The sequence below is a fragment of the Halomonas sp. IOP_14 genome, from assembly GCF_021021315.1.
Lineage (GTDB): Bacteria > Pseudomonadota > Gammaproteobacteria > Pseudomonadales > Halomonadaceae > Vreelandella > Vreelandella titanicae.
On sequence record NZ_JAINWD010000003.1, the window covers coordinates 185,935 to 208,165 of the forward strand.

Below are 22,231 nucleotides of genomic sequence, written 5' to 3' on the forward strand. Positions count from 1 at the left end.
AGCCGGCTCGCTCAAGAAAGAGGGCCGGCTGCGAAGGTAATACGCAAAGCGAGCTAAACGGTTATGCACTACTGCTTTTTTTGAGTTTTAGCGCAAAATCAGCACCGGGATGCGGCTACCACGTAGCATAGCCGTTGTGGTGCTGCCAACCAGCAGGTGGCGAATACGCGAATGGCCGTAGGCGCCCATCACCAGCAGGTCAATGCTGTTCTCTGTTTCGTAGGCTTGTAGGGCTTCATCTACCTCGCCTGCACGAATAGCGCCTTCGGCTTGGTGGCCCGCTTCACGCAATGTGCCTAACGCCCACTCAAGCTCAGAACGGCGTTCAGCCGTTTCCGCACCCACGATCAGCACATGGCACTCAGTGCCAGCAAAAAGCGGCGAACGAGCCAGCATCTCGACGCCTTTACGGGCGGTTTTGCTGCCGTCAAAGGCCATCAATATCTTTTCAGGTCGCTTGAAGGTTTTCGGCACCATCAGGATCGGACGATGCAATTCACGCGCCACCCGTTCAAGGTTAGAGCCAAGGTGGCCACTGGCCTGGTGGGCGGTTTCACCGCGCTTACCCACCACCAGCAACCGTATGTCTTCCTCAAGCTCTAACAAGCTCTCCACCAGGGTGCCATTGCGTTGGCGTGTGGTGGGGTTGCTGACCCCATCATCGATAGCGCGCTCTTTAGCTACTTCCAGCATCAGCTTGCCATGCTCAAGATTCACTTTAGCGCGCTGCTCATCAAGCTCGGAAAGCTCTTTCATCAGCCTTTCGCGGGCACCGAAACGCAGGTTGCCGGAAAGGTTCTGCTCTTCGGGTACTGCTGAGTGGTTGTCGACCACATGCACAAAGGTTAACGGTGCATCCATAGCCAAGCTTGCCCAGGCAGCATAATCGCAGACGCCTTCAGAAAACTGGGAGCCGTCAATAGCGGCTAATACTTGATCTGTCATGTCGCTCTCCTTGCGTTGGTTAGTGGCCGCCCATCAGCTTTTCAACCGCTTCGGGGTCGTTGTGTACCGCATAGCGATCCACGACCGTCGCACTGGCCTCGCTCAAGCCCACAAGCTCTACCTCGGTACCTTCACGGCGGAATTTAATCACCACGCGATCCAGCGCCTGCACGGCCGTCACATCCCAAAAATGCGCACGAGAAAGATCAATCGTCACTTTCTCGATACTTTCCTTAAGATCAAAAGCGGCCGTGAAACGCTCAGAAGAGGCGAAGAACACTTGGCCGACCACCTGATATTCACGCTGCTTACCGACTTCCACTTCTTTTGAACCAACGTAGAGAATGTTGCCCACTTTATTAGCAAAGAATAGCGCTGCTAGCAGCACGCCTACAAAAACACCAATCGCTAAGTTATGTGTACTGACGGTAACTGCAACTGTTGCCAGCATGACAATATTGGTGCTTATCGGATGCTTTTTAAGATCACGAATCGACTCCCAGCTAAAGGTACCGATCGACACCATAATCATTACCGCCACCAGCGCCGCCATAGGGATCTGCGAGACCAAGTCTGCTAAAAAAACCACCAACATTAATAGCACCACGCCAGCAATCAGCGCCGATAACCGCGTACGACCACCGGACTTAATGTTAATCACCGATTGGCCGATCATGGCGCAGCCCGCCATGCCACCCAGTAGTCCAGAGCCAATATTGGCAATTCCCTGCCCTTTGCACTCGCGGTTTTTATTACTTGGCGTATCGGTCAGATCATCGACAATGGTGGCAGTCATCATAGACTCAAGCAGACCGACCACGGTTAGCATCATCGCGTAAGGTAGAATGATCCATAGCGTTTCCAGGTTCAGCGGCACACTTGGCCACAGGAATACAGGCAGCGTATCAGGCAGTTCCCCCATATCACCGACGCTGCGGATATCCATACCGCTGATCATATAGACCGCGGTAAGCACCACAATACAGACCAGAGGTGAGGGGATGGACTTACCGATGACAGGTAAATAGGGGAACAGGTAGATAATGCCCAATCCGGCCAACGTCATGGCATAGACATGCCAAGTCACATCGGTCAACTCCGGTAGCTGTGCCATGAAAATCAAAATCGCCAGCGCATTAACGAACCCCGTCACCACTGAGCGTGACACGAAGCGCATCAAATCCGCGAGTTTCAGGTAACCCGCAATAATCTGGAATACACCAGTCAACAGCGTGGCGGCCAGCAGGTATTCAAGCCCATGCTCTCTCACCAGCGTCACCATCAGTAACGCCATAGCCCCCGTCGCCGCCGAAATCATGCCAGGGCGCCCCCCCGTGAACGCAATGACCACCGCGATACAGAAGGAAGCGTAAAGACCAACTTTAGGGTCAACGCCTGCAATGATTGAAAAAGCAATCGCTTCGGGAATCAGTGCAAGGGCGACAACGATTCCCGAGAGCGTGTCGCCTTTAATGTTGGAAAACCACTCTTGCTTGGTATAGAGAGACATTCAGGGAGTCCATGGCTGGAGGTTAAGATTTTACAAACTCTCGACGCGGCGCATCAGCACACACAAGACGTGCGGCGTCAAACCAATGAGCAGTGCTGGAGCAATCTAGGGTGCGGCCGACAGTAGCATGCTGCAACGCCATGACAACGCAATTAACGAGGCCAGACGTTTTCTTGAGGAGGGGGAAAACCTAGGGCGGAGTCATCAGCCCTGAAATAGGTAGTTTCTGAAATAAACGTGAAAAGATCATTACCGTTATGCCTTGCTGTAAGAAGAACGCAAAGTTAAAGCGTGGCGCTATAAGCCGCGGCATTCTAGCAGCAATTAGCGCTCTTTGCACCCGTGCTACACCCTTTGCAGGGTGCCCTCCAGACTCAATTTGGCGTACCATTACGCTCGAAAATGATGTCTTATCAAGTCCCAACTATTTACGTTGAAGCGGCATACGCAACACACTTGTCGCTCAAAGAGGAGCAGCACATGAGCCAATCTATTGCAGTCATCAAGGGCGACGGTATCGGTCCCGAAATTATGGAGGCCACGCTGCGAGTACTCGACGCCTTAGATTGTGGCTTAACCTACCAGCACATCGATGCTGGTTTAGGTGCCCTTGAAAAGCATGGCACGCTGATTCCTCAAGAGTCGTTGGATGCCATCGAAAAATACGGCATCGCGCTGAAAGGCCCGCTAACCACGCCGATTGGCAAGGGCTTCTCCTCGATTAACGTACAGCTACGTCGTCACTTTGACCTTTATGCCAACGTGCGCCCGGCGATTAGCTTCCCCGGTACTCGTTCGCGCTACGACGATATTGATATGATCACCGTGCGCGAAAACACCGAAGGCGCGTATCTTTCCGACGGCCAGGAGATGATCGACGACGGCGATACTGGCATTTCGGTGATCAAAGTGACTCGCAAAGGCTCCGAGCGCATTGTGCGCTACGCCTTTGAGCTGGCCAAAAACAACGGTCGCAAAAAAGTCACCGCGGTACACAAAGCCAACATTATCAAAACCAGCTCGGGTTTATTTCTGGACGTAGCGCGGGAGATTGCCAAAGAGTACCCCGAGATCGAATTCCAAGAGATGATCGTCGATAACGCCTGCATGCAGCTGGTAATGAACCCACATCAGTTTGATGTGGTGGTCACTACCAACCTGTTTGGCGATATTCTCTCTGACCTTTGCGCTGGCTTAGTCGGCGGTTTGGGTTTGGCTCCAGGGGCGAACATCGGCGAAAAAGCAGCGATCTTTGAAGCTGTGCATGGCTCAGCGCCGGATATCGAAGGCAAAAACATCGCTAACCCCTGCGCCTTGCTGCTCGCCGCCGCACAAATGCTTGATCACCTGGGCATGACAGAGAAAGGCACCGCCATCCGCCAGGGTATCCGTACCGTGTTGGAAACCCGCCGCGATATGGTCACCCCCGATATGGGCGGCACTGGCTCTACCGACTCCTTCGCCCAGGCGTTGGTCGAGTACGTACAGAGCCACTAGTTGACTCGTTCAAATCGATCACTTTCTAGCCAATTTCATTAAAGCGGTAACGCAATAAGTACAATGCATTGAGGGTGACCAGCACGGTCGCCCCAGTGTCAGCCATTACCGCGACCCACATCCCTGTAATCCCCAGCACCGTAGAGACCAAAAACAGCGCCTTGAAGCCAAGCGCCAAGGTCACGTTGGTTTTTACATTGCGCATGGTCGCCCGGGAAAGTGCGATCATCTCGGCTATCCCACCTACGCGGTTTTTAAGCAGCGCGGCGTCGGCAGTTTCAAGCGCCACATCGGTACCGCTACCCATGGCAATACCCACTTCTGCCGCTGCGAGTGCTGGTGCATCGTTAATACCATCGCCCACTTTACCCACTGGCCCAAGCCCTTGCGCCTGCCACTCGCGCACGCGCTGGGCTTTATCTTCCGGCATCAGCTCGCCTTCTGCTTCAATGCCCAACTGTTCACCAATGGCCGCCACGGTGCGGGCATTATCACCGCTAAGCATCACGGCTTGCACACCTAGGCGCTCTAACGCTTGAAGACCTTCGCGAGCATCTTCACGGGGTTCATCACGCAGAGCGATTAGTCCTAATAGGCGCTCACTTTCTATCCCGTCCTCTCCTTCTATCCCTATTTCTATCAGTACGGCCAGGCTTTTGCCCTGCGCTTCCAACGCCGCAATACGGGCTTTTATCTCACCGGTGTGCTGGGTGAAAGATTGTAAATAGCGCGAGCTCACCAGCATTAACTCACGTCCTTCGACATGTCCGGCAACGCCCTGCCCTGCTAGCGCACGAGCACCTTGCACAGTAGGTACCGAAGCCCCCTCCTGCCGGTCATAATAGTCACTGATCGCCACAGCGAGGGGGTGGCTCGAGCCCTGCTCCAGAGCGGCAGCAAGACGCACTATCTCAGCGCAACGGCTTTTATCAAGACGGCTACCAGCTTCAAGGCTCTCTACATCCGTCACGGTGGGTTTGCCCGCGGTTAGCGTGCCGGTTTTATCCAGCGCGACCCGCTTGAGTTTGCCTAACTGCTCTAATACCGCACCGCCTTTCATCAGCAGACCGTTGCGAGCGCCCACCGATAACCCGGCTGCAATGGCCGCGGGCGTCGAAATCACCAGCGCACAGGGGCAAGCAATAAGCAGTAGCGCTAGGGCGCGATAGATGGATTCCGACCACAGCATCGTCGATACCAGCGGCGGTACGATAGCGACCAGCAGCGCCACCCCGACGACCGCCGGCATATAGTAAAACGCAAAGCGGTCAATAAAACGCGCCACCGGTGCTTTGGCCGCCTGAGCCTCCTCCACGAGCTTAATCACTCGGGCGATGGTGTTGTTTTCAGCGCTGCGGGTTACCTCAACTTCAAGCACGCCATCCAGATTGACGGTGCCAGCAAATACTGACTCGCCTTCGCTACGCTCCCGTGGCACCGACTCACCATTCACAGGCGATTCATCAATCGAGGAGTGACCGGCAATAATTTGCCCGTCACAGGGCAGACGGTCGCCAGGGCGTACCTGCACTCGTTGCCCCGGCACCAGAGACGCGGCAGCAACTTCCCGAGCTTCGCCCTGCTCCATCAACCGCGCAGTAGAGGGAGTCAGCTTGGAAAGCGCCGAAATACTGCGGCGCGCCTGAGCGGCGGCAACGCCTTCCAGTATCTCCCCCACTGCAAATAGAAACACCACCACTGCCGCTTCAGCGGCGGCGTTTATCGCCAGTGCCCCTAGGGCTGCGATGCTCATCAACATTTCAATGGTGAAAGGGTTACCCATCTTAAGCGCCTGCCAAGCACGCTGAATAACCGGCACAAGACCAACGACCGTTGCGGCGATGAACGGCCAACTGCCCAGGGTGGGCCAGGCGAATTTAAGCCCCCAGGCAAGCGCCAGCAATACACCACTGACAATCACCAAACGCCCTTTAGGCGACTGCCACCATGAGGACGACTTTTCCGATTCAGTTGTGTTCACCGACTCATCGATTACCTGGTAGCCCAGAGCCGTGATCGTTGACTCAATATCGGAATGTGGCAGGGTCTTACCGGGCAGTGCGGTTAATCGCACCGAGCCGGTGACAGAACTCGCGGAAACATGTTCAACATGGTTTAAACGATTTAGCGCCGCCTCAACTTTACGTTCGCAGCCACCACAGTCCATACCCTGCACGCGCAGGGTGGTCGGCGACGGAGAAACTGCAGAGGTTTTAGCCGGTGTGGTCGTACTCATCGCTCTTTGCTCCAAGTTAGTCTATCTTAGGAGCAGCGTAATACCTGTAGTCACTAGAGGTTCAAGTAATGAAAGATCAACCCCCTGAGCCAACTGCCACTGAGCGTTATATCGGCATTGGTGAGCTGGCACGCGAGTCCGGCTGCAAGCCAGAAACGGTGCGCTACTACGAACAGATTGGGCTACTGCCTTCAGCACCGCGCAACGAAGGCAATCAGCGGCGCTACACTACTGCTGCTATCCGCCGTTTGACGTTTATTCGCCATGCGCGGGATTTTGGCTTTTCGGTGGAGGCAGTCCGGGAGCTGTTACAAATGGCGGATTACCCCACTATGCCCTGCGAAGAGGTAGACACGCTAGCGAAGCGTCACCTAGCCGAGGTCGAGGCACGACTTGCACGACTCACCTCGGTACGCGATGAGCTCAAACGCATGATCAATCAGTGTGCGGGGGGCAATGTTGGCCAGTGCCATATTATTGACGTACTCAGCGACCACCGGTTGTGCCATCAAACGGGGCCTCACGGTGGCGCGGATGTCATAGGTTAACGCGCAATTAACCCAGCCACACATCCAAGAACAGCATAATCACCAGCCCCATCGCCAAGCCAAAGGTGGCTTTTTTCTGGTGCCCGCAGCGGTGGGTTTCGGGGATGATTTCGTGGCTGATCACGTACAGCATCGCGCCGGCGGCAAAGGCCAGGCCCCAGGGCAGCAGTATTTGGGAAACGCTGACAATACTGGCACCAAATAGCCCGCCAACGGGCTCGATTAGGCCGGTTAGCGCAGCAATCGACCAGGAGCGCCACTTTGAGTAGCCCTCGCCCATTAAGGCGACCGCAACGGCGAGTCCTTCTGGCATGTTCTGTAAGCCAATACCGATCGCCAGGGGCATACCGCCCTCTAACCCATTGGCCCCAAAGCCAACGCCCACTGCCATGCCTTCCGGTAGGTTGTGGATAGTAATCGCAAACACAAAAAGCCACACCCGGCGAAGTGATGCAGCCTCCGGCCCTTCACGGCCCTGGGCAAAATGCTCATGGGGCAGATGCTCGTTAAGCAGCGCAATCGCGCCCATTCCTAACAAAATAGCCGCACAAACAATCGCGGCAGGCACGGGGCCACCGGGATAATAGATTTCCGCAGCGTCAAGCGCTGGAATAATCAGCGAAAAGAATGACGCTGCCAGCATTACCCCCGCCGCAAAACCTAACGCCAAATCACGAAAGCCACGGCTAGGCGTTTTACCTAGCAGCACCGGTAGCGCACCTACCGCCGTCAACAATCCAGCAATTAAGCTGCCCAAAAACCCTAATAACAACGTATTTTCCATGGACAGCATAAACTCGGTTGGCATTCAGAAAGGCATCAAAGAGAACGACACGTTGTTGTCTAACGTGGTATCAACACGTACTTTAACGCATTAATGCCTAATGAATAAATAACGATGGTTTTCATTAGCGCGATGTCAGTAGTGCGCCTTGGGAACATTAAAAGGGGATTCTCGTGCCTCATTCCGCTACGTTCGCCGCCGCCCACTTTACCCAGCTACGACCCCGCTTAGTGGCCTTTGCGCGCCTGCAGTTACGCGACTCTACCGCCGCTGAAGATGCTGTACAGGAGACCCTGCTCACCGCCTTTGAGAAAAGCGCCACCTTTGAAGGGCGCTCCGAGTTCGAGACCTGGGTATTTGGCATATTAAAATACAAAATTCTGGATCAACTGCGTCAACAGCGCCGTCAAGGTACTTGGCAACCGTTAGGCCTGGACTTAGATGACGACACCCTTGACCGTCTATTTCAACAGGATGGTCACTGGCAAAGCGCTGCCCGCCCCTGCCACTGGGGAGAGCCTGAGCAGGTGTTAGAAAACCAGCGTTTTTGGCAAGTATTTGATGCCTGCTTGATAGCCTTACCGGAGAATATCGCACGCGTATTTACCTTGCGTGAACTCATGGGGCTCTCCACCACAGAGATCTGTAAGGAAACCGGCATTACTGAAACCAACTGCTGGGTCATCTTACACCGTGCGCGTTTACGGCTAAGAGAGTGCTTGGATCATGGTTGGTTAAATTAGCTGAGGGGAACCTGATATGCTTATGTGCCGCGAAGCCACGAGGTTGATGTCTTTAAAACAGGACAAAATATTAACATTGCGTGAAAAGATGGCTCTTCGTCTTCACCTGTCGATGTGCCGGGATTGCCGTCACTGCGCCCGCCAATTCGATCTGTTGCACAACATTAGCGACCACCACCCCGCCTCGCGAATTTCTTCCCGCAAAACGCTAGACGATTAGCCTTTTCGGCTAAGTGCTGCAAACCACTACTCTCTCCTGCTTCGCTTCTCCGTCAGCGAACTCCTAAGTACGCCCGACAAAAACATTGTATAGAGTCCACTTGATGGCCCATGCAAAAGCCAGCGCATAGGCGCTGGCTTTTCGCTTTTTACACTATTCTACTAACGCAATTAACGCAGTGGCGTCTTACGCAGGTAAGGCAGAACCGTTTCATACTCGCCATACTTCTGCTTGGCATCGGCGTCAGAAACGCTAGGCGGAATAATTACGTCCTGACCTATCGTCCAATCGGCTGGGGTCGCAACGCCGTGTTTCGTCGTGGTTTGCAATGCATCCAGGGCGCGTAGGATTTCCGCAAAGTTGCGCCCTACGGTCATTGGATAGGTCATGGAAAGCTTCAACTGCTTATCCGGCCCGATAATAAACACCGAGCGCACCGTTGCGCTGTCTGCTGGCGTGCGGCCATCGGGCAGGTAGGCATCTTCCGGCAGCATGTCATACAGCTTTGACACCGTAAGACCGTCGTCGGCGATGATCGGAAAATCGACTTCGCTGCCGCTGACGGTTTGGATGTCATTGCCCCAGCGCTTGTGGTCTTCAACACCATCCACGGAAACACCGATTACTTTGGTGCCACGTTTCTTCCACTCTGCGCTCAGCTGCGCGACGGCACCGAATTCTGTCGTGCAAACCGGGGTAAAGTCTTTAGGATGCGAAAACAGGATCGCCCAGCTGTCGCCAATCCAGTCATGAAAACGAATCGGCCCTTGGCTCGTCTCCGCTTCGAAATCGGGCACGACTGCATTAATACGTAATGACATGCTTTCCTCCTTAATGGGCGTTAGACGCCCTAATAGCTTATTTGACTTTCAACACCTTCACTATAGATCATTTAGCACTAAGAAAGCGAGTCGTAGTACAACGTTCACTCGCTCTGCCAAGCGTAGTCTAACGGCGTAAAAGCCTGAATATAAATGCCTGTAAAAGCAGAACGGCGCCCCAAGGCGCCGCTTTAAATCAACAACAGAGAGCACCTTCTTTGGGATTACTCGGCTGCTTTGGCAGCTTTATCATCCCGTTTAACCCGCTTGATCCACTGCTGTTTAGCATAGTGGCGTAGATTGGCCACATTGTCGGTCTCATCAACAATATCTTGCCCCAGAATGGTTTCGATAATGTCTTCTAACGTGATTAAACCTACAAAAGTGCCATGCTCGTCGTAGACAACCCGCATGTGCAGGTGATCTTTTAGCATAGAGGTGAATACCTGCTCGATGTTATGTGAGACGTCCACGCTGCCAATCGGATGCATCAACTCGCGCATCGTTTTGGCATCGTCAGCGTGGTACATATCTGCTTTATGCACATAACCAAAGGCCTGCTCACCGTTGTCCATCACTGGGAAGCGCGTAAACGGTGCTTTGCCATACTGCTCATCGAACGTTTTCACGGTCATGTCAGGCAAAACGGTTTCACACACCGTGCGCGGCGTCATCGCTTTGCTGACGACGATATCGTGCAAGTTGAGCATATTGATAATGGTGCGCGACTCGTCCTCGTCCAGAACCTTCTCTTCCAGGCCGACGCGGGCAAGTACTTTAATTTCATCACGCAGATCGACATCATGCTCTGACTTACCTAGCCGGCGGGTGATCTGCTCCGACATCCAGATAAAAGGCAGCAAGCCAATGATCATCGGGTTTAACAGGCGTGGCAAATACGGTGACAAGCCGCGCCAGTACGTCGCGCCTATGGTTTTAGGAATAATTTCCGACAGTATTAAAATCGCCATTGTCATTACTGCCGAAACGATGGCAATAGAGGCTTCGCCAAACACGACCGCCGCTTGAGCCCCCACAGCAGTTGCACCCACAGTATGGGCAATCGTATTGAGCGTCAAAATAGCGGCTAGGGGCCGGTCGATATTAGCCTTCAGGCGCGTAAGCGAGGCGTGCAGCTTGGGGTTGTCTTCTTTCTGCTTAGCAATATAGCTGGGTGTAATTGAAAGAAGCGCCGCTTCAAGGATGGAACATAAAAACGAGAACGCGATTGAAAGGGTAGCAATCGTGATTAGGAGGAACATGAGGGCCTAGAGTGATGGGTTGTACCCAGTTTATAGGGGCATCATAAGCGGAAGTCAATGGTTCTCTATCGTGCGCTCGCCACCACGCAAAGCCGCATTCATGGGCGCAGCGGCAACGCAGTCCCGATGGCAACGAAGATGCCGCCGCAAGTGCGATTGAAGCCGCGGCCAACACGCTTCAGCCAGTGGCGAATGCGGTTAGCCATATTGGCGAGCAGGCCTTCAACCATACATTCAATAGCCACAAAGGTGCCTGCCAGCACGAAATATTGCAGCATCAAACTGCGCTGTGGGTCGATAAACTGAGGTAGAAAAGCGCTAAAAAATAACAGTACCTTGGGGTTGGTAACCGATGCCAGCACCCCCTGGCGGTACAGATGCCACCCTCTCGCTTGGCTTGCGCTCACATCCACCTCGCCCGTAATCGGCGGCGAGCGCCATACCTGGATACCCAGCCAAATAAGATACCCCCCACCGACCCATTTCAGCACTGTTAACCACACCACCGACGACTTAAGCAGCGCACCAATGCCAAACATGCACAGGGCAATAATCAGCATAAATCCTGTGGCGCCGCCTACGATGGTAAACAGGGTTCTACGGCTGCCATGTAGCGCGCCGTGGGTCAGCGCCAGCAGGCCGTTTGGCCCAGGCGAAAGCGAAAGGCCAAGGCAGGCGATTAGGTATAAAAGCCACGTGTCCAACAGCATAGTAACGCCTCCCCCATGAAAAAATGCTTTCAATGCGCCAGCATGTCACTGTTGGTCGGCGTTTTCCATTCGTTAAAGCACGCTCAATAAAAACGCCTCCCCTTTGCTATATGTAACAAGGGGGAGGCGCCGTCTAACGACCTTTTGCTGCCACATAGCGCTTAGGCGAACACTTCAGTCCACTCACTACGCTTGGCCAGTAGGCCTTTGGCCAATTCTTTAGCGCCTTCCAGGCTGTGGCTGGCGGCCCAGCCGCACTGCATCTCGTTGCAGGCAGGTACTTCGGTGGCTTCTAGCACATCGTTCAGGGTTTGTTCGATGATAGTGATCACACCGTCGTAGTCGTCGTGGTTAATCATTGCGATGTAGAAGCCGGTTTGGCAGCCCATGGGGCTGATATCGACCACTTTATCGGTGTGATTGCGCGACAGCTCAGCCATCAAGTGCTCAAGGGAGTGCAGCGCCGGCATCTCCATATGCTCTTTATTGGGCTGGCAGATACGCAGGTCATATTTATGAATACGGTCGCCGTTCTGGCCTTCTTTAATATCGGCTAACCGAACGTACGGGGCTTTTACCTTGGTGTGATCCAGGTTAAAGCTCTCGACGTTCATCTTTTTATCGGTCATGTTGGCTCCTTTTTCACTGAAACCTTGATTCGCTTAAACCTTGGGCGCGTCAAAATTCCATGGTTCGTCGGTATAAACACACACGTTGGCATCTTCGATATCGCCATCCGGCGCTTCAACGTGCTTGGCAAAGAAGTCTTGAATCTCTTTGCGCTGACAATGGGCTTCAAACTCTTCGCGACTGGCCCAGATTTCATGAAAAACAATCGGATAACTGGTGCCCTGGGCGAAGGGGTTATCAATCTGCCGGGTTACGGTGTAGTGAATGCACGCATCTTCCCGGTGGGTGTTCGGCTCTAACGACTGAAGCGCTTTGAATACCGCTTCTTCTTTGCCAGGTTTGGGCTTAAAACCGGCAACACAGTAAATTTTTTCTGACATGGTCATCTCCTAAGTCGTTAAGCGTACGTCATTATGCGGCTTGTCGACGTAGGTTAACAACCTAGCGGATTATGCGCTCGGCCAATGCTTCTAGATCGGTAACCGTCATATCCGGCTCGACACCCCAAGGGTCGAAAGGGGCGTCGGAACTGCGCCGTATCCAGGCACTGCGTAGGCCTGCATGGGTGGCGCCAATCACATCAAAAGGGTTACTGGAAACCAACCATGTGTGCTCGGGGCGTGTCTCTAAGCGGCTACGCAAATGCGCGTACACTGCTGGGTCTGGCTTAAAGCGTTTTACCTCATCGGCGCTGATTACATCGTCCATATGGCTCTCAACGCCTGCTCGAGTGAGTAACTTGGACACGGCATCTGCTGTGCCGTTCGAAAACGCCACGCAGCGTATGCCTGCTTCGCGAAGCTGATCGAGCGCAGGCACTACATCGTCAAACGCGGGCAGCTCAGCATACACCGCCATCAGATGATCTTGGTCATTATCCGAAAGCCCGGTTTGCAGTGCGCGGTCAATAAAAACCAGCGCTTCGCGGGTGCACTCCGAGAACGGCACGTAAGCCCCCATCAGGCCGTGGCGAAAGCTGTACTCAAGCTGCTTATCGCGCCAGCGGCGAGCAAATTCGCCAGCTTTGGAAGCATCCGTTAGGCGATGTTCGAGCTCAACGGTAACGCCTTGGGTATCGATCAGCGTACCGTATACATCGAAGGCTAAGACCGGTTGCATCGTTGGCTACTCCTTAACTTTCAATTGATTGTGACCTGAGTTCAGCTTATATCTTTAGCATAGACGACACCTTCAATAACAAAAGCGCCGCTGCACAGGCAGCGGCGCTCAGAAGACTACGACACTCGGTCAGACCGTAAACGCGGCCTCTTTTTCACCGCTTTTCAGGTCGCCAGAGCGCGTAAGCTCATCGGTAACCCGGTCAATGGCGCGCTTGGCGCGGCCAATCATCTCGTCCACTTCACCACGATTAATGGTCAGCGGCGGCGCAAAGCCGAGAATATCGCCTTGCGGCATGGCCCGGGCAATCAGGTTCTCTTCCATGGCGGCAGCCGCCACGCGAGGGCCGACTTTAAGCGCTGGGTCGAAGTGCAGGCGCTGCTTGGCATCCGGAGAGAACTCCAGTGCCGCCATCAGGCCTACACCACGAACGTCGCCCAGCAGCGGATGACCTTCGAAATTGGCTTTTAGCTGCTGCTGGAAGTAAGCACCGGTTTCCGACGCGTTACCCACCAGGTTTTCACGCTCGATGATATCCAGGTTGGCAAGCCCTGCCGCACAGCCCAGAGCGTGGCCAGAGTAGGTCCAGCCGTGGCCGATGGGGCCATACTCACCGGTGCCCTGCTCCAGCACCTGCCACACCTTCTCGCCAACAATCACGCCGGAGAGCGGCTGGTAGGCGCTAGTTAAGCCCTTGGCGATGGTGACCAGGTCAGGCTTCATATTGTAGTGGTGGCTACCGAAGTCAGAGCCGGTACGGCCAAAGCCACAGACCACTTCATCGGCAATCAGCAGCACGTCATACTTCGCCAGCACGCTTTGAATGGCATCCCAGTAGCCTTCCGGCGGCGGTACGATACCGCCAGTACCCAGTACCGGCTCACCGATAAAGGCGGCCACGGTATCCGGGCCTTCTTCCAGAATCATCGCTTCCAGTTTCTCAGCGCAATACGCAGAGAACTCCAGCTCGGTCATGCCGTGCTGTTCGGCGGCACGCAGGTAGTAATGCGGCGCTTCGGTATGGCGAATGGTATCGATGGGCAGATCGAAGTGGTCGTGGAATGCTTTCAGGCCGGTCAGCGAGCCCGAGGCAATGCCCGAACCATGGTAACCACGCATACGTGAGATAACCTTTTTCTTCTGCGGACGGCCCAGCACGTTGTTGTAGTAGCGTACGATCTTGAGCTGGGTTTCGTTGGCATCAGAACCCGACATGCCGTAGTAAACCTTGGACATATTCATCCCGGCGATTTTTAGAATACGCTCGGAAAGCTCGATCTGCGGCTCGTTGGAGTGACCTACGTAGGTATGGTAGTAAGAGAGTTCAAGTGCCTGCTTATAGATCGCCTCGGCGACTTCGGTGCGCCCGTAGCCGATGTTGACGCAGTAAAGCCCGGCAAAGCCGTCGATAAATTCGCGGCCGTCCTTATCCACGATATTGATGCCTTTGCCGCCGGTAATCACGCGGCCCGGCGCATCGCCATGGGCGAAATCGCGCAAGTGGGTAGAGGCGTGGAAAGTGACTTTACGGTCGCGTTCGATCAAATCCTGATGCAAGCTCATAGTGTTCTCTCTGTACGGTAAACCTCCCCAGTCAGCGGGGAGGTGCTTTATTCATTAATGATGAACTTATTTTTAGGCACCTAACGGTGCCTTCGCCCGGCCGAGCCGGCCTCCCACAAGGCCAACTCAAGTTCCCGGACTTAACTACCCGATACTGAGCCCAGCGCGCCCAGGCAGTAATACTTCGTTTCCAGGTATTCATCGATACCCGTGGCACCGCCTTCACGGCCAAGGCCAGACTGCTTCACGCCACCAAAGGGAACCGGCGGGCCGGTCATCTTAACCGAGTTAACGCTGACCATGCCGTACTCCAGGGCGCGCATCAGCTTCCAGATGCGGCGAATATCGTGGGTGTAGATATACGCCGCCAGGCCGTACTCAGTGTCGTTGGCCATTTCAATCACTTCGTCGTCGGTGCTATAGGCGGTGATCCCGGCCACAGGCGCGAAGTTCTCTTCCCGCCACACTTTCATCTGCGCCGTCACGCCGGTCAGCATCACCGGCATAAAGAAATTTTCCCCCGGTGCCTGGCTTTGATCACCACCCACCATCTTGGCGCCTTTGGAAATGGCGTCATCGACAATCGCGGCCGCCTTTTCTACCGCCTGACGGTGAATCAACGGGCCAAGATCTATCTCACTGTGGAGGCCATTGCCCACGGTAAGCGCCGCCATACGCTCGCTGAAATGCTCTACGAATTCATCGTGGATAGATTCATGCACCAGAATGCGATTGGCAGCCAGACAGTCCTGCCCAGCGGTTTGGAACTTGGCGTCAATGGCCGCAAAGGCCGCCTCTTTGGGATCCATATCGGGCCCAACAATAAACGGCGCATTGCCCCCCAACTCCAGGGAGAGCCGCTTGACGGTATTAGCGCTCTGCTCAATCAGCAGACGGCCCACGCGGGTGGAACCGGTGAACGACAACGCCCGAATACGCGATTCGGCGCAGAGAATCTTTGAGACTTCCGCAGGATCGCCCAGCACCACATTGAAAATCCCCGCGGGAATCCCAGCACGCTCGGCCAGCTCCGCCAGCGCCAACGCCGAGAAGGGCGTTTCATTGGCGGGTTTGACGATCACCGGACAGCCCGCTGCCAGCGCCGCCGCAGCTTTGCGGGTAATCATCGCCAACGGAAAGTTCCATGGCGTAATCATCGCCGCGATTCCCACCGGCTCTTTAATGGTACCGAGTGATGCGTTGGGAATATGGCTGGGGATGGTTTCGCCATAGGTACGCTTACCCTCTTCGGCGAACCAGCGCACGAAACTGGCACCGTACTGCACCTCCCCACGGGCATCGGGCAGCGGCTTACCCTGCTCCAGCGTCATGATGGTCGCAAGGTCTTCACGGTTGGCTTGAATCAGGTCATACCAGGCCAGCAGGCGCTCGCAGCGCTCATCGGCGCGTAGCGCCCGCCACTGTACAAAAGCGGCTTCAGCGGCATCTACAGCGGCGGTTATCTGCTCGGCTTCCAGCAACGGGATATGACCAATGGCTTCATTGGTAGCGGGGTCATAGACAGCCTCTTCGCGACCGCCTTCCCCGTGAGTCCACTTACCGTTCACGTAGGCGTACTGCCGGAACAGACGCGGATCTTCCAGGCGCTTGGCGAGCGTGGTCGATAGTGTGGTCATGGGAACCTCCCCCTCAAATGCAGTCTGGCTAACCGAGCGCTGCAGTCACTGTGTGGCATTGTCAGCAAGCGCTGATTAGCCTTGCCGTCGAATGCCCACAGGTTAACGGAGAGGAGCCACGAAGTGTTTTTGAAAACCGAGACTTATCACGCGACTTTTTTTGTCAGAGAGCGTTTGGCAGTGCTTTTTTTTGGTGGGCTTACGATAGGGGGCCAAAACTACATTAAAGAATGTCGTCGGTATCAATGCCTATAGGAACGCGCTTGACGGTTTTGGTCACGATATAGGTGAAGTAGCGCTCGATACCGGCTTCAGAGACCAGCCACTTATCCATCAAACGCTGGTAGCTATCGATGGTGCGCGCTTCAAACTTCACTAAGTAATCCACCCCACCGCCCACCGCCACACACTCGGTAACTTCCGGGGTTTGCATCACTAGCGCTTCAAAACGAGTGAAGCTTTCGGCGTTGTGCTGCTTGAGCTCAATCTGCACCCAGACAGGATTGCGCGGCACCAACACGTCCGCGTTGATGCGCGCGGTATACCCTTCAATGATGCCAGCCTTTTCCAGGCGCTTTACCCGCTCCCAGCAGGGACTGACCGAGAGATTGATCGCCTCGGCTAGCTTCGACTTGGTGATTCGCCCATCGCGGGAGAGGATATCGAGAATTTTCAGATCGTAACGGTCAAGTTTCATCATGCCGAGGATTACGCCTCCAGGCGTTCAACAACATCGGCAATCACCGCCAGGGTATCCCCCATATTGATCAGTGAGGGGGCACGGCGAGCCATTAGAATGCCGTCGCGCTCTGCTTTATAGGCAACCGGATCGGTGCCGCTGCGGGTCATGTCGTACACGTAGGCGATGGTTTGGCCTTTTTTCACTTCATCACCCAGGGCCACCAATAGCTCTAACACGCCGGAGTGCTGGCTCTGCACGTAGCAACTGGCGTCGGGCATATCGAGATACAGCTGCCCACCTGTGGGCATTTCCACTTCGCCTTCTACAAGGCCGTAGTGAATCAGGAAATTGCGCACGCCGCGCTCGGCAATGGCAATGCTTTGTGGGGTGGAAGTACCGCCGCCGCCAAGCTCGGTGGCCACAAAGACTTTGCCCTGGCGCTCGCAGGCAGTGTCGAAGAGTTTTTCCGCATCCAGCTCAAACATCACCATGGCATAGGGGGCGCCGAACGCTTTGGCACCTTCCAGAGCGGCCTGCTGCTGCTCTTTATTATCCAGCACGTGAGACGCGCCGAAGGGCAGAATATCCAGCGTGCGGCCGCCCGAGTGAAGGTCGAGCACCACGTCCGCCATGGGTACCAACACACGGGTGAAGTAGTCGGCAATTTGCGGCGTGACGCTGCCATTGGGGTCGCCGGGAAAGCTGCGGTTGAGATTGCCCTTGTCCATCGGCGAGGTACGCTTGCCTGCCATGACTGCCGGAGTATTCATGCACGGCACAATAATCACCCGCCCTGTCACGTCCTCTGCCTTCAGCGTTGAAGAGAGTTTCAGTAGCGAGGTGATGCCTTCATATTCATCGCCATGGTTGCCGCCGGTCAGCAGTGCCGTGGGGCCTTCGCCGTTTTTAACCACGGTCACAGGAATCATTACCGCGCCCCAGGCAGACTCATCGGTAGAGATCGGTAGTTTTAAAAAGCCGTGCTGAACGCCATCGGCATCAAAATCAACGGTGGCGGAAATGGGACTTGGTCGCATCGTCGTCATGAAAAAATTCCTTTATGTTACGGGCAGCTATCTCAGCACTACTTCACAAACAGCTGGCGCGGGAAATTGGCCAGCGTCTCACAGCCATCGTCGGTAATCAGAATGCTTTCGGTAATTTCCAGGCCCCAGTCATCGACCCATAGCCCAGGCATGAAGTGGAACGTCATGCCTGGCTGGAGAATGGTTTCATCCGAGGGGCGCAGACTCATGGTGCGCTCGCCCCAGTCAGGCGGGTAGGAGATACCGATAGGGTAACCACAGCGGGCGCCGCCACGGTCAAAACCGTATTTATCCATCGCCGCACCCAGTGCCATGGCGATATCCGCCGTACGGTTACCAGGTTTGGCCACTGCCAAACCATTTTCGATGCCTTCCAGCAGAGCTGATTCCGCGCGAATAAAATCCGTCGGCGGGGTGCCCAGAAATACGGTGCGCGACATCGGCGCATGATAGCGTTTAAACACCCCGGCAATCTCAAAGAAAGTACCTTCACCTTTGCGGAACGGCGTGTCGTCCCAGGTTAGGTGTGGCGCGGCGGCGTCTTTACCAGTAGGCAGCATGGGCACTATGGCGGGATAGTCGCCGCCAAATACTTTGCCGTTCTCATCCACAAAACCTTCGATGCCAACGCGGTAAATCTCTGACACCAGCTTGCTCTTGGGCAAGCCAGGCTCAATCACTTCAAGAATACGCGTATGCATGCCTTCCACAATCTTGGCGGCAATGCGCATATAGGCCACTTCTTGCGGCGATTTGATCGCCCGGCACCAGTTAACCAGCGCATTGGCATCCATAAAACGCGCATGGGGGAGTTCGCGCAGTAGGCTTAGATAGGCCTTGGCGGAGAAGTAGTAGTTATCCATCTCCATACCCACCACCCCCAGATGCCAGCCGCGATCCGGCATGATCGACTGAGCCAGATACTCCATCGGGTGCATGTCCGGATTCTGTACGTAGTAATCTGGATAGTAGGTAATGTTTTCGGGATCGATCCAACAGGTGAGCAGAGCACCGTTGGCATCCATGCGCCGCCCGAACCATACCGGCTCGCCTTCAAGGCCCACCAGCACACACTGATGCACATAAAACGACCAACCGTCGTAGCCGGTCAGCCAAGCCATATTGGAAGGGTCACTGACGATCAGTACGTCAATACCACGACTGGCCATTTCAGCACGCACTTTCCACAGGCGGTTAGCGTACTCTTCGCGCGTGAAAGGCAGGGAAACCTGAGTCATCGGGCAACTCGCCATTAAAGATCACCAAGAACCAGCGCACTGCCTACGATAGGCACGCAACGCTGGGCCACAGGATCGACCTGGCCACCACCGATCAGGCGTCGGGGTTGCATCTGCCGCGCTTGCAGCAGGCCCGCCAATGTCGTCTTAAGCCGATACTAGCACCGACCCTTGGTTAGCGGTCAAAGGCTTTATGACAAAAAGTGCATACGGCATCGTTATTTGCACTATGCGAGCTTGCAACGGCCCCTATCGCTCACCATGATAACCTGCATTGGAAACACGTTTAGCGAGAGGAAACGAAATGAAAATTGTCGTGCATATTGATGAGGCGGCACAGTGGCAAGCGGCGCTTGCGGAAGCGTTGCCCCAAGCCACTGTACTCACCAGCGAGGCACCAGCGGATGAGCGTAAAGATGCTGACTATCTCGCCATCTGGAAAGCCCCCGCCCATTTACTGCAAGAGCAGACCCAGCTCAAAGGCATCATCAATTTAGGCGCAGGGGTGGATTATCTGCTGAAAACCCCAGGCCTACCCAACGACGTGCCAATTGTAAAATTACGCGATGCGGGCATGGGAGAGCTGATGGCCGATTACGCCCTCTATGGCGTACTGCACTTTTACCGCAGCATGGATCGTTACTCAGAGCAGCAGCAAAGCGCCACTTGGGCGCCGCAAGAGGTGGTGGAAAAATCCCAGTGGCCGGTGGGTGTATTAGGCCTGGGCGCTATTGGCAGCTTTGTGGCCAGCGCCTTGGAGCAAGCAGGTTTCCCAGTACTGGGTTGGAGCCGCTCCCCCAAGCAGATCCGTGGTGTGCACTGCTTTCATGGCGACGATGGATTAAGCGAACTGCTCGGCCAAGTGCAGAGCCTGATCACCATTTTGCCCGATACGGCCGCCACTCAACATATTCTCAACGCCGAGCGGCTGGCCCAGCTGCCCCAAGGGGCTAGTGTGATTAATCCTGGCCGAGGTAGTTTGATTGATGAGCAGGCGCTATTGGAAGCACTGGGTAGCGGTCGCCAGCCGGGGCACCTGCGGGGTGCGCTATTGGATGTATTCCAGGAAGAGCCGCTGCCCGCTGACAACCCGCTCTGGCAGCATCCTAAGGTAATCGTCACACCCCATATGGCGGCACCTACTCCGCTGAATGATGCCATCGACCAAGTGATCGCCTACTTGCATGCCTTTGAATCGGGTGAAAAACTCTCCACCATCAACCCGGAGGCAGGTTACTGACGCCCCCCACCCAGGCTATACTGGCGCACTGGGAACCAAGCAGTGGCTAAAGGCTCTTAGGAAGATACCCTTTATGGAGGAAAGGCCCTTGGTCAATGTTTTCGCACGACTACCTGGCCGCGCGCTCAGGTGTGTGGGGTTGGGTTTTGCTATTTCCTGCTCAAGTGGCATGGCATTAGCAACTGAGACATTCAAAGAGCCGCAGCCCTTTGAAACCCCCCAGCCCTTTGAAGCACAGTACCGGCTTGAGGTTCGCGGTTGGCCTGGGGCTACCATTACCCATCGCCTCTCTAACGAAGGGAATCACTGGTTAAGCGATATGCGCTTTTCAATCACCGTGGCGCGCGGCCAGGAGTTCAGCCGTTTTTCGCTCAATGGCAATGACACCAACGCTCTGCTCTTTAGCAGCAGCTATTCGGTGCTGGGCGTGGGTGATAGCTATCAACTGAACGAAGGTGAGATCCCCACTTTAGATCGCCAAGCGGCGCTATTTGATCTCTCCCGCCGGGCGGGACACGAAAACTGTACACAGAGTACGCCCTGCGCGATTGAGTTTGTCGATCAAAAAGGCCGCGATGAGCACTTTCAATATTATGTTACCGCCCCAGGCAGCATTGAGGTTCCCGCAGGAGAGTTTGAAGCACTGAACGTATCGCTCATCGATATCGAGAAGCCCGACCGCCTGCTAACCATTAGCTTTCACCCTGACTGGCCCGGGCTGATTCTTTCTGCGGTGTATCGAAAAGAGGGTCGCCGCGAAACGCAGCTGACATTAACTAACTTCAACCCAAACGGTGGCGCGACGCCCTAAATGTTTTCCGGTTTATTGATTGTTCTACTACCGCTTTTTCTTGGCTATCTGGTTCGCGTCCGTTCCATACAGTTACAGAATCTGATCAACCGAGCGGTTAATGGCTCGGTTTACCTGATTCTGCTATTCATGGGCATAAGCCTTGCCGGGCTTGAAAACCTGACTAGCCAGCTTTCGCGCCTGGGTGGCAACGCCTTGCTGTTATTTAGCATTACCACGCTATTTAACTTAGCAGCACTATGGTGGCTATCGCGCCGTTTAACGCTTAAGGCCGGTAGCTCACCGGTGGTGAAAAATGCTCCGACCAGTAAGCTGGCGGCCATGCAGGGTTCGCTTTTATTGGTCGCAGTGGTGGCAGGGGGCGTTATCGCTGGCCTGCTGCTGGGGCCACTCCTGGGTGATAGGCTTTTCAACAGCGCAGATTTACTGGCCGAATGGGTACTCTACCTGCTGCTGGCACTGATTGGCTGCCAGCTGCGTAACTCCGGCATGCCACTCAGGCAGATCTTACTTAACCGCATGGGGCTGGCGATTGCGGTGACGCTAGCAATAAGTTCGCTGCTGGCAGGCTTGGCTGCCGCCCCGCTGCTCTCATTAAGCTGGAACGAAGGCCTGGCGATGGCGTCAGGCTTTGGCTGGTACTCTCTTTCGGCCATCTTGATCGGCGACCAGCTAGGCCCACTGATGGGCGGTGTGGCGTTCTTCAACGACCTGACCCGGGAGCTGCTGGCGTTTATATTGATTCCACTGGTGATTCACCGCCATACCGCACTGGCGATTGGTTACGGCGGCGCCACCTCCATGGATTTCACCCTGCCCGTCATTCAGCAGCACGGCGGTGTGGCCTGCGTACCCATTGCCGTGGTCAGCGGGTTTATCCTTTCACTGCTCTCCCCGCCGCTAATTCTGTTCTTTCTTTCGCTGTCAGGTTAGCGGTGACGGGCGCTCATTGGTTAGGATAAGTGGCATTGCTGGAGATATAAAAACTC

General features: G+C 55.0%; 22 protein-coding genes. 7 read left to right on the plus strand and 15 right to left on the minus strand.

Annotated features, from left to right (window positions below; all coding sequences use genetic code 11):
- Positions 1 to 87: 87 nt before the first annotated feature.
- Together K7H09_RS03940 and K7H09_RS03945 are read right to left on the minus strand one after the other, a co-directional pair.
- Entirely contained in the window at positions 88 to 945 is an 858-nt protein-coding gene (locus K7H09_RS03940; protein ID WP_230803703.1) for a universal stress protein, read from the minus strand.
- Positions 946 to 964: 19 nt separating this feature from the next.
- Entirely contained in the window at positions 965 to 2,455 is a 1,491-nt protein-coding gene (locus K7H09_RS03945) for a SulP family inorganic anion transporter (RefSeq protein ID WP_022522338.1), read from the minus strand.
- 480 nt (positions 2,456 to 2,935) lie between these two features.
- Here K7H09_RS03945 and K7H09_RS03950 point away from each other — a divergent pair, with 480 nt between their 5' ends.
- Positions 2,936 to 3,952, plus strand: a complete 1,017-nt coding sequence (locus tag K7H09_RS03950; protein ID WP_009287343.1) for an isocitrate dehydrogenase — start codon at positions 2,936 to 2,938, stop codon at positions 3,950 to 3,952.
- Positions 3,953 to 3,977: 25 nt separating this feature from the next.
- Here the strand turns inward: K7H09_RS03950 and K7H09_RS03955 are convergent, their stop codons facing one another.
- On the minus strand, positions 3,978 to 6,188 hold the full coding sequence (locus tag K7H09_RS03955; protein ID WP_230803705.1) for a heavy metal translocating P-type ATPase: 2,211 nt from the start codon (positions 6,186 to 6,188) through the stop codon (positions 3,978 to 3,980).
- A 68-nt stretch (positions 6,189 to 6,256) separates the two neighbouring features.
- Here K7H09_RS03955 and K7H09_RS03960 point away from each other — a divergent pair, with 68 nt between their 5' ends.
- Positions 6,257 to 6,736, plus strand: coding sequence for a MerR family transcriptional regulator (locus K7H09_RS03960; protein ID WP_230803707.1), 480 nt, complete (start codon positions 6,257 to 6,259; stop codon positions 6,734 to 6,736).
- A gap of 7 nt (positions 6,737 to 6,743) precedes the next feature.
- Here K7H09_RS03960 and K7H09_RS03965 read toward each other — a convergent pair whose 3' ends face one another.
- Complete coding sequence (locus K7H09_RS03965; RefSeq protein ID WP_009287345.1) at positions 6,744 to 7,544, minus strand: ZIP family metal transporter; 801 nt, start codon at positions 7,542 to 7,544, stop codon at positions 6,744 to 6,746.
- 149 nt (positions 7,545 to 7,693) lie between these two features.
- Here K7H09_RS03965 and K7H09_RS03970 point away from each other — a divergent pair, with 149 nt between their 5' ends.
- The gene (locus tag K7H09_RS03970) at positions 7,694 to 8,263 is read left to right on the plus strand and encodes a sigma-70 family RNA polymerase sigma factor (RefSeq protein WP_230803710.1); all 570 of its coding nucleotides are present in this window, start codon (positions 7,694 to 7,696) and stop codon (positions 8,261 to 8,263) included.
- 22 nt (positions 8,264 to 8,285) lie between these two features.
- Positions 8,286 to 8,483, plus strand: coding sequence for a zf-HC2 domain-containing protein (locus K7H09_RS03975; RefSeq protein ID WP_223828130.1), 198 nt, complete (start codon positions 8,286 to 8,288; stop codon positions 8,481 to 8,483).
- A 170-nt stretch (positions 8,484 to 8,653) separates the two neighbouring features.
- On the opposite strand, the gene K7H09_RS03980 is transcribed toward K7H09_RS03975, so the two are convergent.
- The 11 genes from K7H09_RS03980 to doeA all read right to left on the minus strand — a co-directional run bounded on the left by K7H09_RS03980 (position 8,654) and on the right by doeA (position 19,191).
- The gene (locus K7H09_RS03980) at positions 8,654 to 9,304 is read right to left on the minus strand and encodes a peroxiredoxin (RefSeq protein ID WP_022522333.1); all 651 of its coding nucleotides are present in this window, start codon (positions 9,302 to 9,304) and stop codon (positions 8,654 to 8,656) included.
- A gap of 224 nt (positions 9,305 to 9,528) precedes the next feature.
- Entirely contained in the window at positions 9,529 to 10,566 is a 1,038-nt protein-coding gene (locus tag K7H09_RS03985; RefSeq protein ID WP_230803723.1) for a CNNM domain-containing protein, read from the minus strand.
- Positions 10,567 to 10,664: 98 nt separating this feature from the next.
- The gene (locus K7H09_RS03990) at positions 10,665 to 11,276 is read right to left on the minus strand and encodes a LysE family translocator (protein WP_039859375.1); all 612 of its coding nucleotides are present in this window, start codon (positions 11,274 to 11,276) and stop codon (positions 10,665 to 10,667) included.
- A 161-nt stretch (positions 11,277 to 11,437) separates the two neighbouring features.
- Positions 11,438 to 11,905 carry an S-ribosylhomocysteine lyase gene (locus K7H09_RS03995; RefSeq protein ID WP_022522331.1) on the minus strand — a complete coding sequence of 156 codons (468 nt, stop codon included), beginning with the start codon at positions 11,903 to 11,905 and terminating at the stop codon, positions 11,438 to 11,440.
- A 33-nt stretch (positions 11,906 to 11,938) separates the two neighbouring features.
- Positions 11,939 to 12,286 (minus strand): putative quinol monooxygenase, encoded by a 348-nt coding sequence (locus K7H09_RS04000; RefSeq protein ID WP_022522330.1) that lies wholly within the window; start codon positions 12,284 to 12,286, stop codon positions 11,939 to 11,941.
- Between the two features lie 61 nt (positions 12,287 to 12,347).
- The gene (locus K7H09_RS04005) at positions 12,348 to 13,025 is read right to left on the minus strand and encodes a haloacid dehalogenase type II (RefSeq protein ID WP_009287348.1); all 678 of its coding nucleotides are present in this window, start codon (positions 13,023 to 13,025) and stop codon (positions 12,348 to 12,350) included.
- 129 nt (positions 13,026 to 13,154) lie between these two features.
- Positions 13,155 to 14,588 carry an aspartate aminotransferase family protein gene (locus K7H09_RS04010; protein ID WP_009287349.1) on the minus strand — a complete coding sequence of 478 codons (1,434 nt, stop codon included), beginning with the start codon at positions 14,586 to 14,588 and terminating at the stop codon, positions 13,155 to 13,157.
- A 140-nt stretch (positions 14,589 to 14,728) separates the two neighbouring features.
- Positions 14,729 to 16,225 (minus strand): NAD-dependent succinate-semialdehyde dehydrogenase, encoded by a 1,497-nt coding sequence (locus K7H09_RS04015; RefSeq protein ID WP_027958051.1) that lies wholly within the window; start codon positions 16,223 to 16,225, stop codon positions 14,729 to 14,731.
- Between the two features lie 223 nt (positions 16,226 to 16,448).
- The gene (locus K7H09_RS04020) at positions 16,449 to 16,925 is read right to left on the minus strand and encodes an Lrp/AsnC family transcriptional regulator (protein WP_022522328.1); all 477 of its coding nucleotides are present in this window, start codon (positions 16,923 to 16,925) and stop codon (positions 16,449 to 16,451) included.
- Between the two features lie 8 nt (positions 16,926 to 16,933).
- Entirely contained in the window at positions 16,934 to 17,953 is a 1,020-nt protein-coding gene (doeB, locus tag K7H09_RS04025; protein ID WP_022522327.1) for a N(2)-acetyl-L-2,4-diaminobutanoate deacetylase DoeB, read from the minus strand.
- 38 nt (positions 17,954 to 17,991) lie between these two features.
- Positions 17,992 to 19,191, minus strand: a complete 1,200-nt coding sequence (gene doeA, locus K7H09_RS04030; RefSeq protein ID WP_027958052.1) for an ectoine hydrolase DoeA — start codon at positions 19,189 to 19,191, stop codon at positions 17,992 to 17,994.
- Between the two features lie 304 nt (positions 19,192 to 19,495).
- Between doeA and K7H09_RS04035 the strand changes: the two genes are divergently transcribed.
- The 3 genes from K7H09_RS04035 (at position 19,496) to K7H09_RS04045 (ending at position 22,175) form a co-directional block, all read left to right on the plus strand.
- Entirely contained in the window at positions 19,496 to 20,431 is a 936-nt protein-coding gene (locus K7H09_RS04035; RefSeq protein WP_039859378.1) for a 2-hydroxyacid dehydrogenase, read from the plus strand.
- 169 nt (positions 20,432 to 20,600) lie between these two features.
- Positions 20,601 to 21,242 carry a hypothetical protein gene (locus K7H09_RS04040; RefSeq protein WP_083868797.1) on the plus strand — a complete coding sequence of 214 codons (642 nt, stop codon included), beginning with the start codon at positions 20,601 to 20,603 and terminating at the stop codon, positions 21,240 to 21,242.
- On the plus strand, positions 21,243 to 22,175 hold the full coding sequence (locus K7H09_RS04045) for a lysine exporter LysO family protein (protein WP_009287351.1): 933 nt from the start codon (positions 21,243 to 21,245) through the stop codon (positions 22,173 to 22,175).
- Positions 22,176 to 22,231 lie beyond the last annotated feature (56 nt).

What these genes read in the sequence shown, in the direction of transcription:
- K7H09_RS03980 (WP_022522333.1), bottom strand. Translation starts at nt 9,304, where the DNA reads ATGTCATTACGTATTAATGCAGTCGTGCCCGATTTCGAAGCGGAGACG.
- K7H09_RS03960 (WP_230803707.1), top strand. Translation starts at nt 6,257, where the DNA reads ATGAAAGATCAACCCCCTGAGCCAACTGCCACTGAGCGTTATATCGGC.
- K7H09_RS03985 (WP_230803723.1), bottom strand. Translation starts at nt 10,566, where the DNA reads ATGTTCCTCCTAATCACGATTGCTACCCTTTCAATCGCGTTCTCGTTT.
- K7H09_RS03995 (WP_022522331.1), bottom strand. Translation starts at nt 11,905, where the DNA reads ATGACCGATAAAAAGATGAACGTCGAGAGCTTTAACCTGGATCACACC.
- K7H09_RS03940 (WP_230803703.1), bottom strand. Translation starts at nt 945, where the DNA reads ATGACAGATCAAGTATTAGCCGCTATTGACGGCTCCCAGTTTTCTGAA.
- K7H09_RS04035 (WP_039859378.1), top strand. Translation starts at nt 19,496, where the DNA reads ATGAAAATTGTCGTGCATATTGATGAGGCGGCACAGTGGCAAGCGGCG.
- K7H09_RS04010 (WP_009287349.1), bottom strand. Translation starts at nt 14,588, where the DNA reads ATGAGCTTGCATCAGGATTTGATCGAACGCGACCGTAAAGTCACTTTC.
- K7H09_RS03950 (WP_009287343.1), top strand. Translation starts at nt 2,936, where the DNA reads ATGAGCCAATCTATTGCAGTCATCAAGGGCGACGGTATCGGTCCCGAA.
- doeA (WP_027958052.1), bottom strand. Translation starts at nt 19,191, where the DNA reads ATGACTCAGGTTTCCCTGCCTTTCACGCGCGAAGAGTACGCTAACCGC.
- K7H09_RS04040 (WP_083868797.1), top strand. Translation starts at nt 20,601, where the DNA reads ATGGCATTAGCAACTGAGACATTCAAAGAGCCGCAGCCCTTTGAAACC.
- K7H09_RS03945 (WP_022522338.1), bottom strand. Translation starts at nt 2,455, where the DNA reads ATGTCTCTCTATACCAAGCAAGAGTGGTTTTCCAACATTAAAGGCGAC.
- K7H09_RS04015 (WP_027958051.1), bottom strand. Translation starts at nt 16,225, where the DNA reads ATGACCACACTATCGACCACGCTCGCCAAGCGCCTGGAAGATCCGCGT.
- doeB (WP_022522327.1), bottom strand. Translation starts at nt 17,953, where the DNA reads ATGACGACGATGCGACCAAGTCCCATTTCCGCCACCGTTGATTTTGAT.
- K7H09_RS04005 (WP_009287348.1), bottom strand. Translation starts at nt 13,025, where the DNA reads ATGCAACCGGTCTTAGCCTTCGATGTATACGGTACGCTGATCGATACC.
- K7H09_RS04000 (WP_022522330.1), bottom strand. Translation starts at nt 12,286, where the DNA reads ATGTCAGAAAAAATTTACTGTGTTGCCGGTTTTAAGCCCAAACCTGGC.
- K7H09_RS04045 (WP_009287351.1), top strand. Translation starts at nt 21,243, where the DNA reads ATGTTTTCCGGTTTATTGATTGTTCTACTACCGCTTTTTCTTGGCTAT.
- K7H09_RS04020 (WP_022522328.1), bottom strand. Translation starts at nt 16,925, where the DNA reads ATGATGAAACTTGACCGTTACGATCTGAAAATTCTCGATATCCTCTCC.
- K7H09_RS03975 (WP_223828130.1), top strand. Translation starts at nt 8,286, where the DNA reads ATGTGCCGCGAAGCCACGAGGTTGATGTCTTTAAAACAGGACAAAATA.
- K7H09_RS03955 (WP_230803705.1), bottom strand. Translation starts at nt 6,188, where the DNA reads ATGAGTACGACCACACCGGCTAAAACCTCTGCAGTTTCTCCGTCGCCG.
- K7H09_RS03965 (WP_009287345.1), bottom strand. Translation starts at nt 7,544, where the DNA reads ATGCCAACCGAGTTTATGCTGTCCATGGAAAATACGTTGTTATTAGGG.
- K7H09_RS03990 (WP_039859375.1), bottom strand. Translation starts at nt 11,276, where the DNA reads ATGCTGTTGGACACGTGGCTTTTATACCTAATCGCCTGCCTTGGCCTT.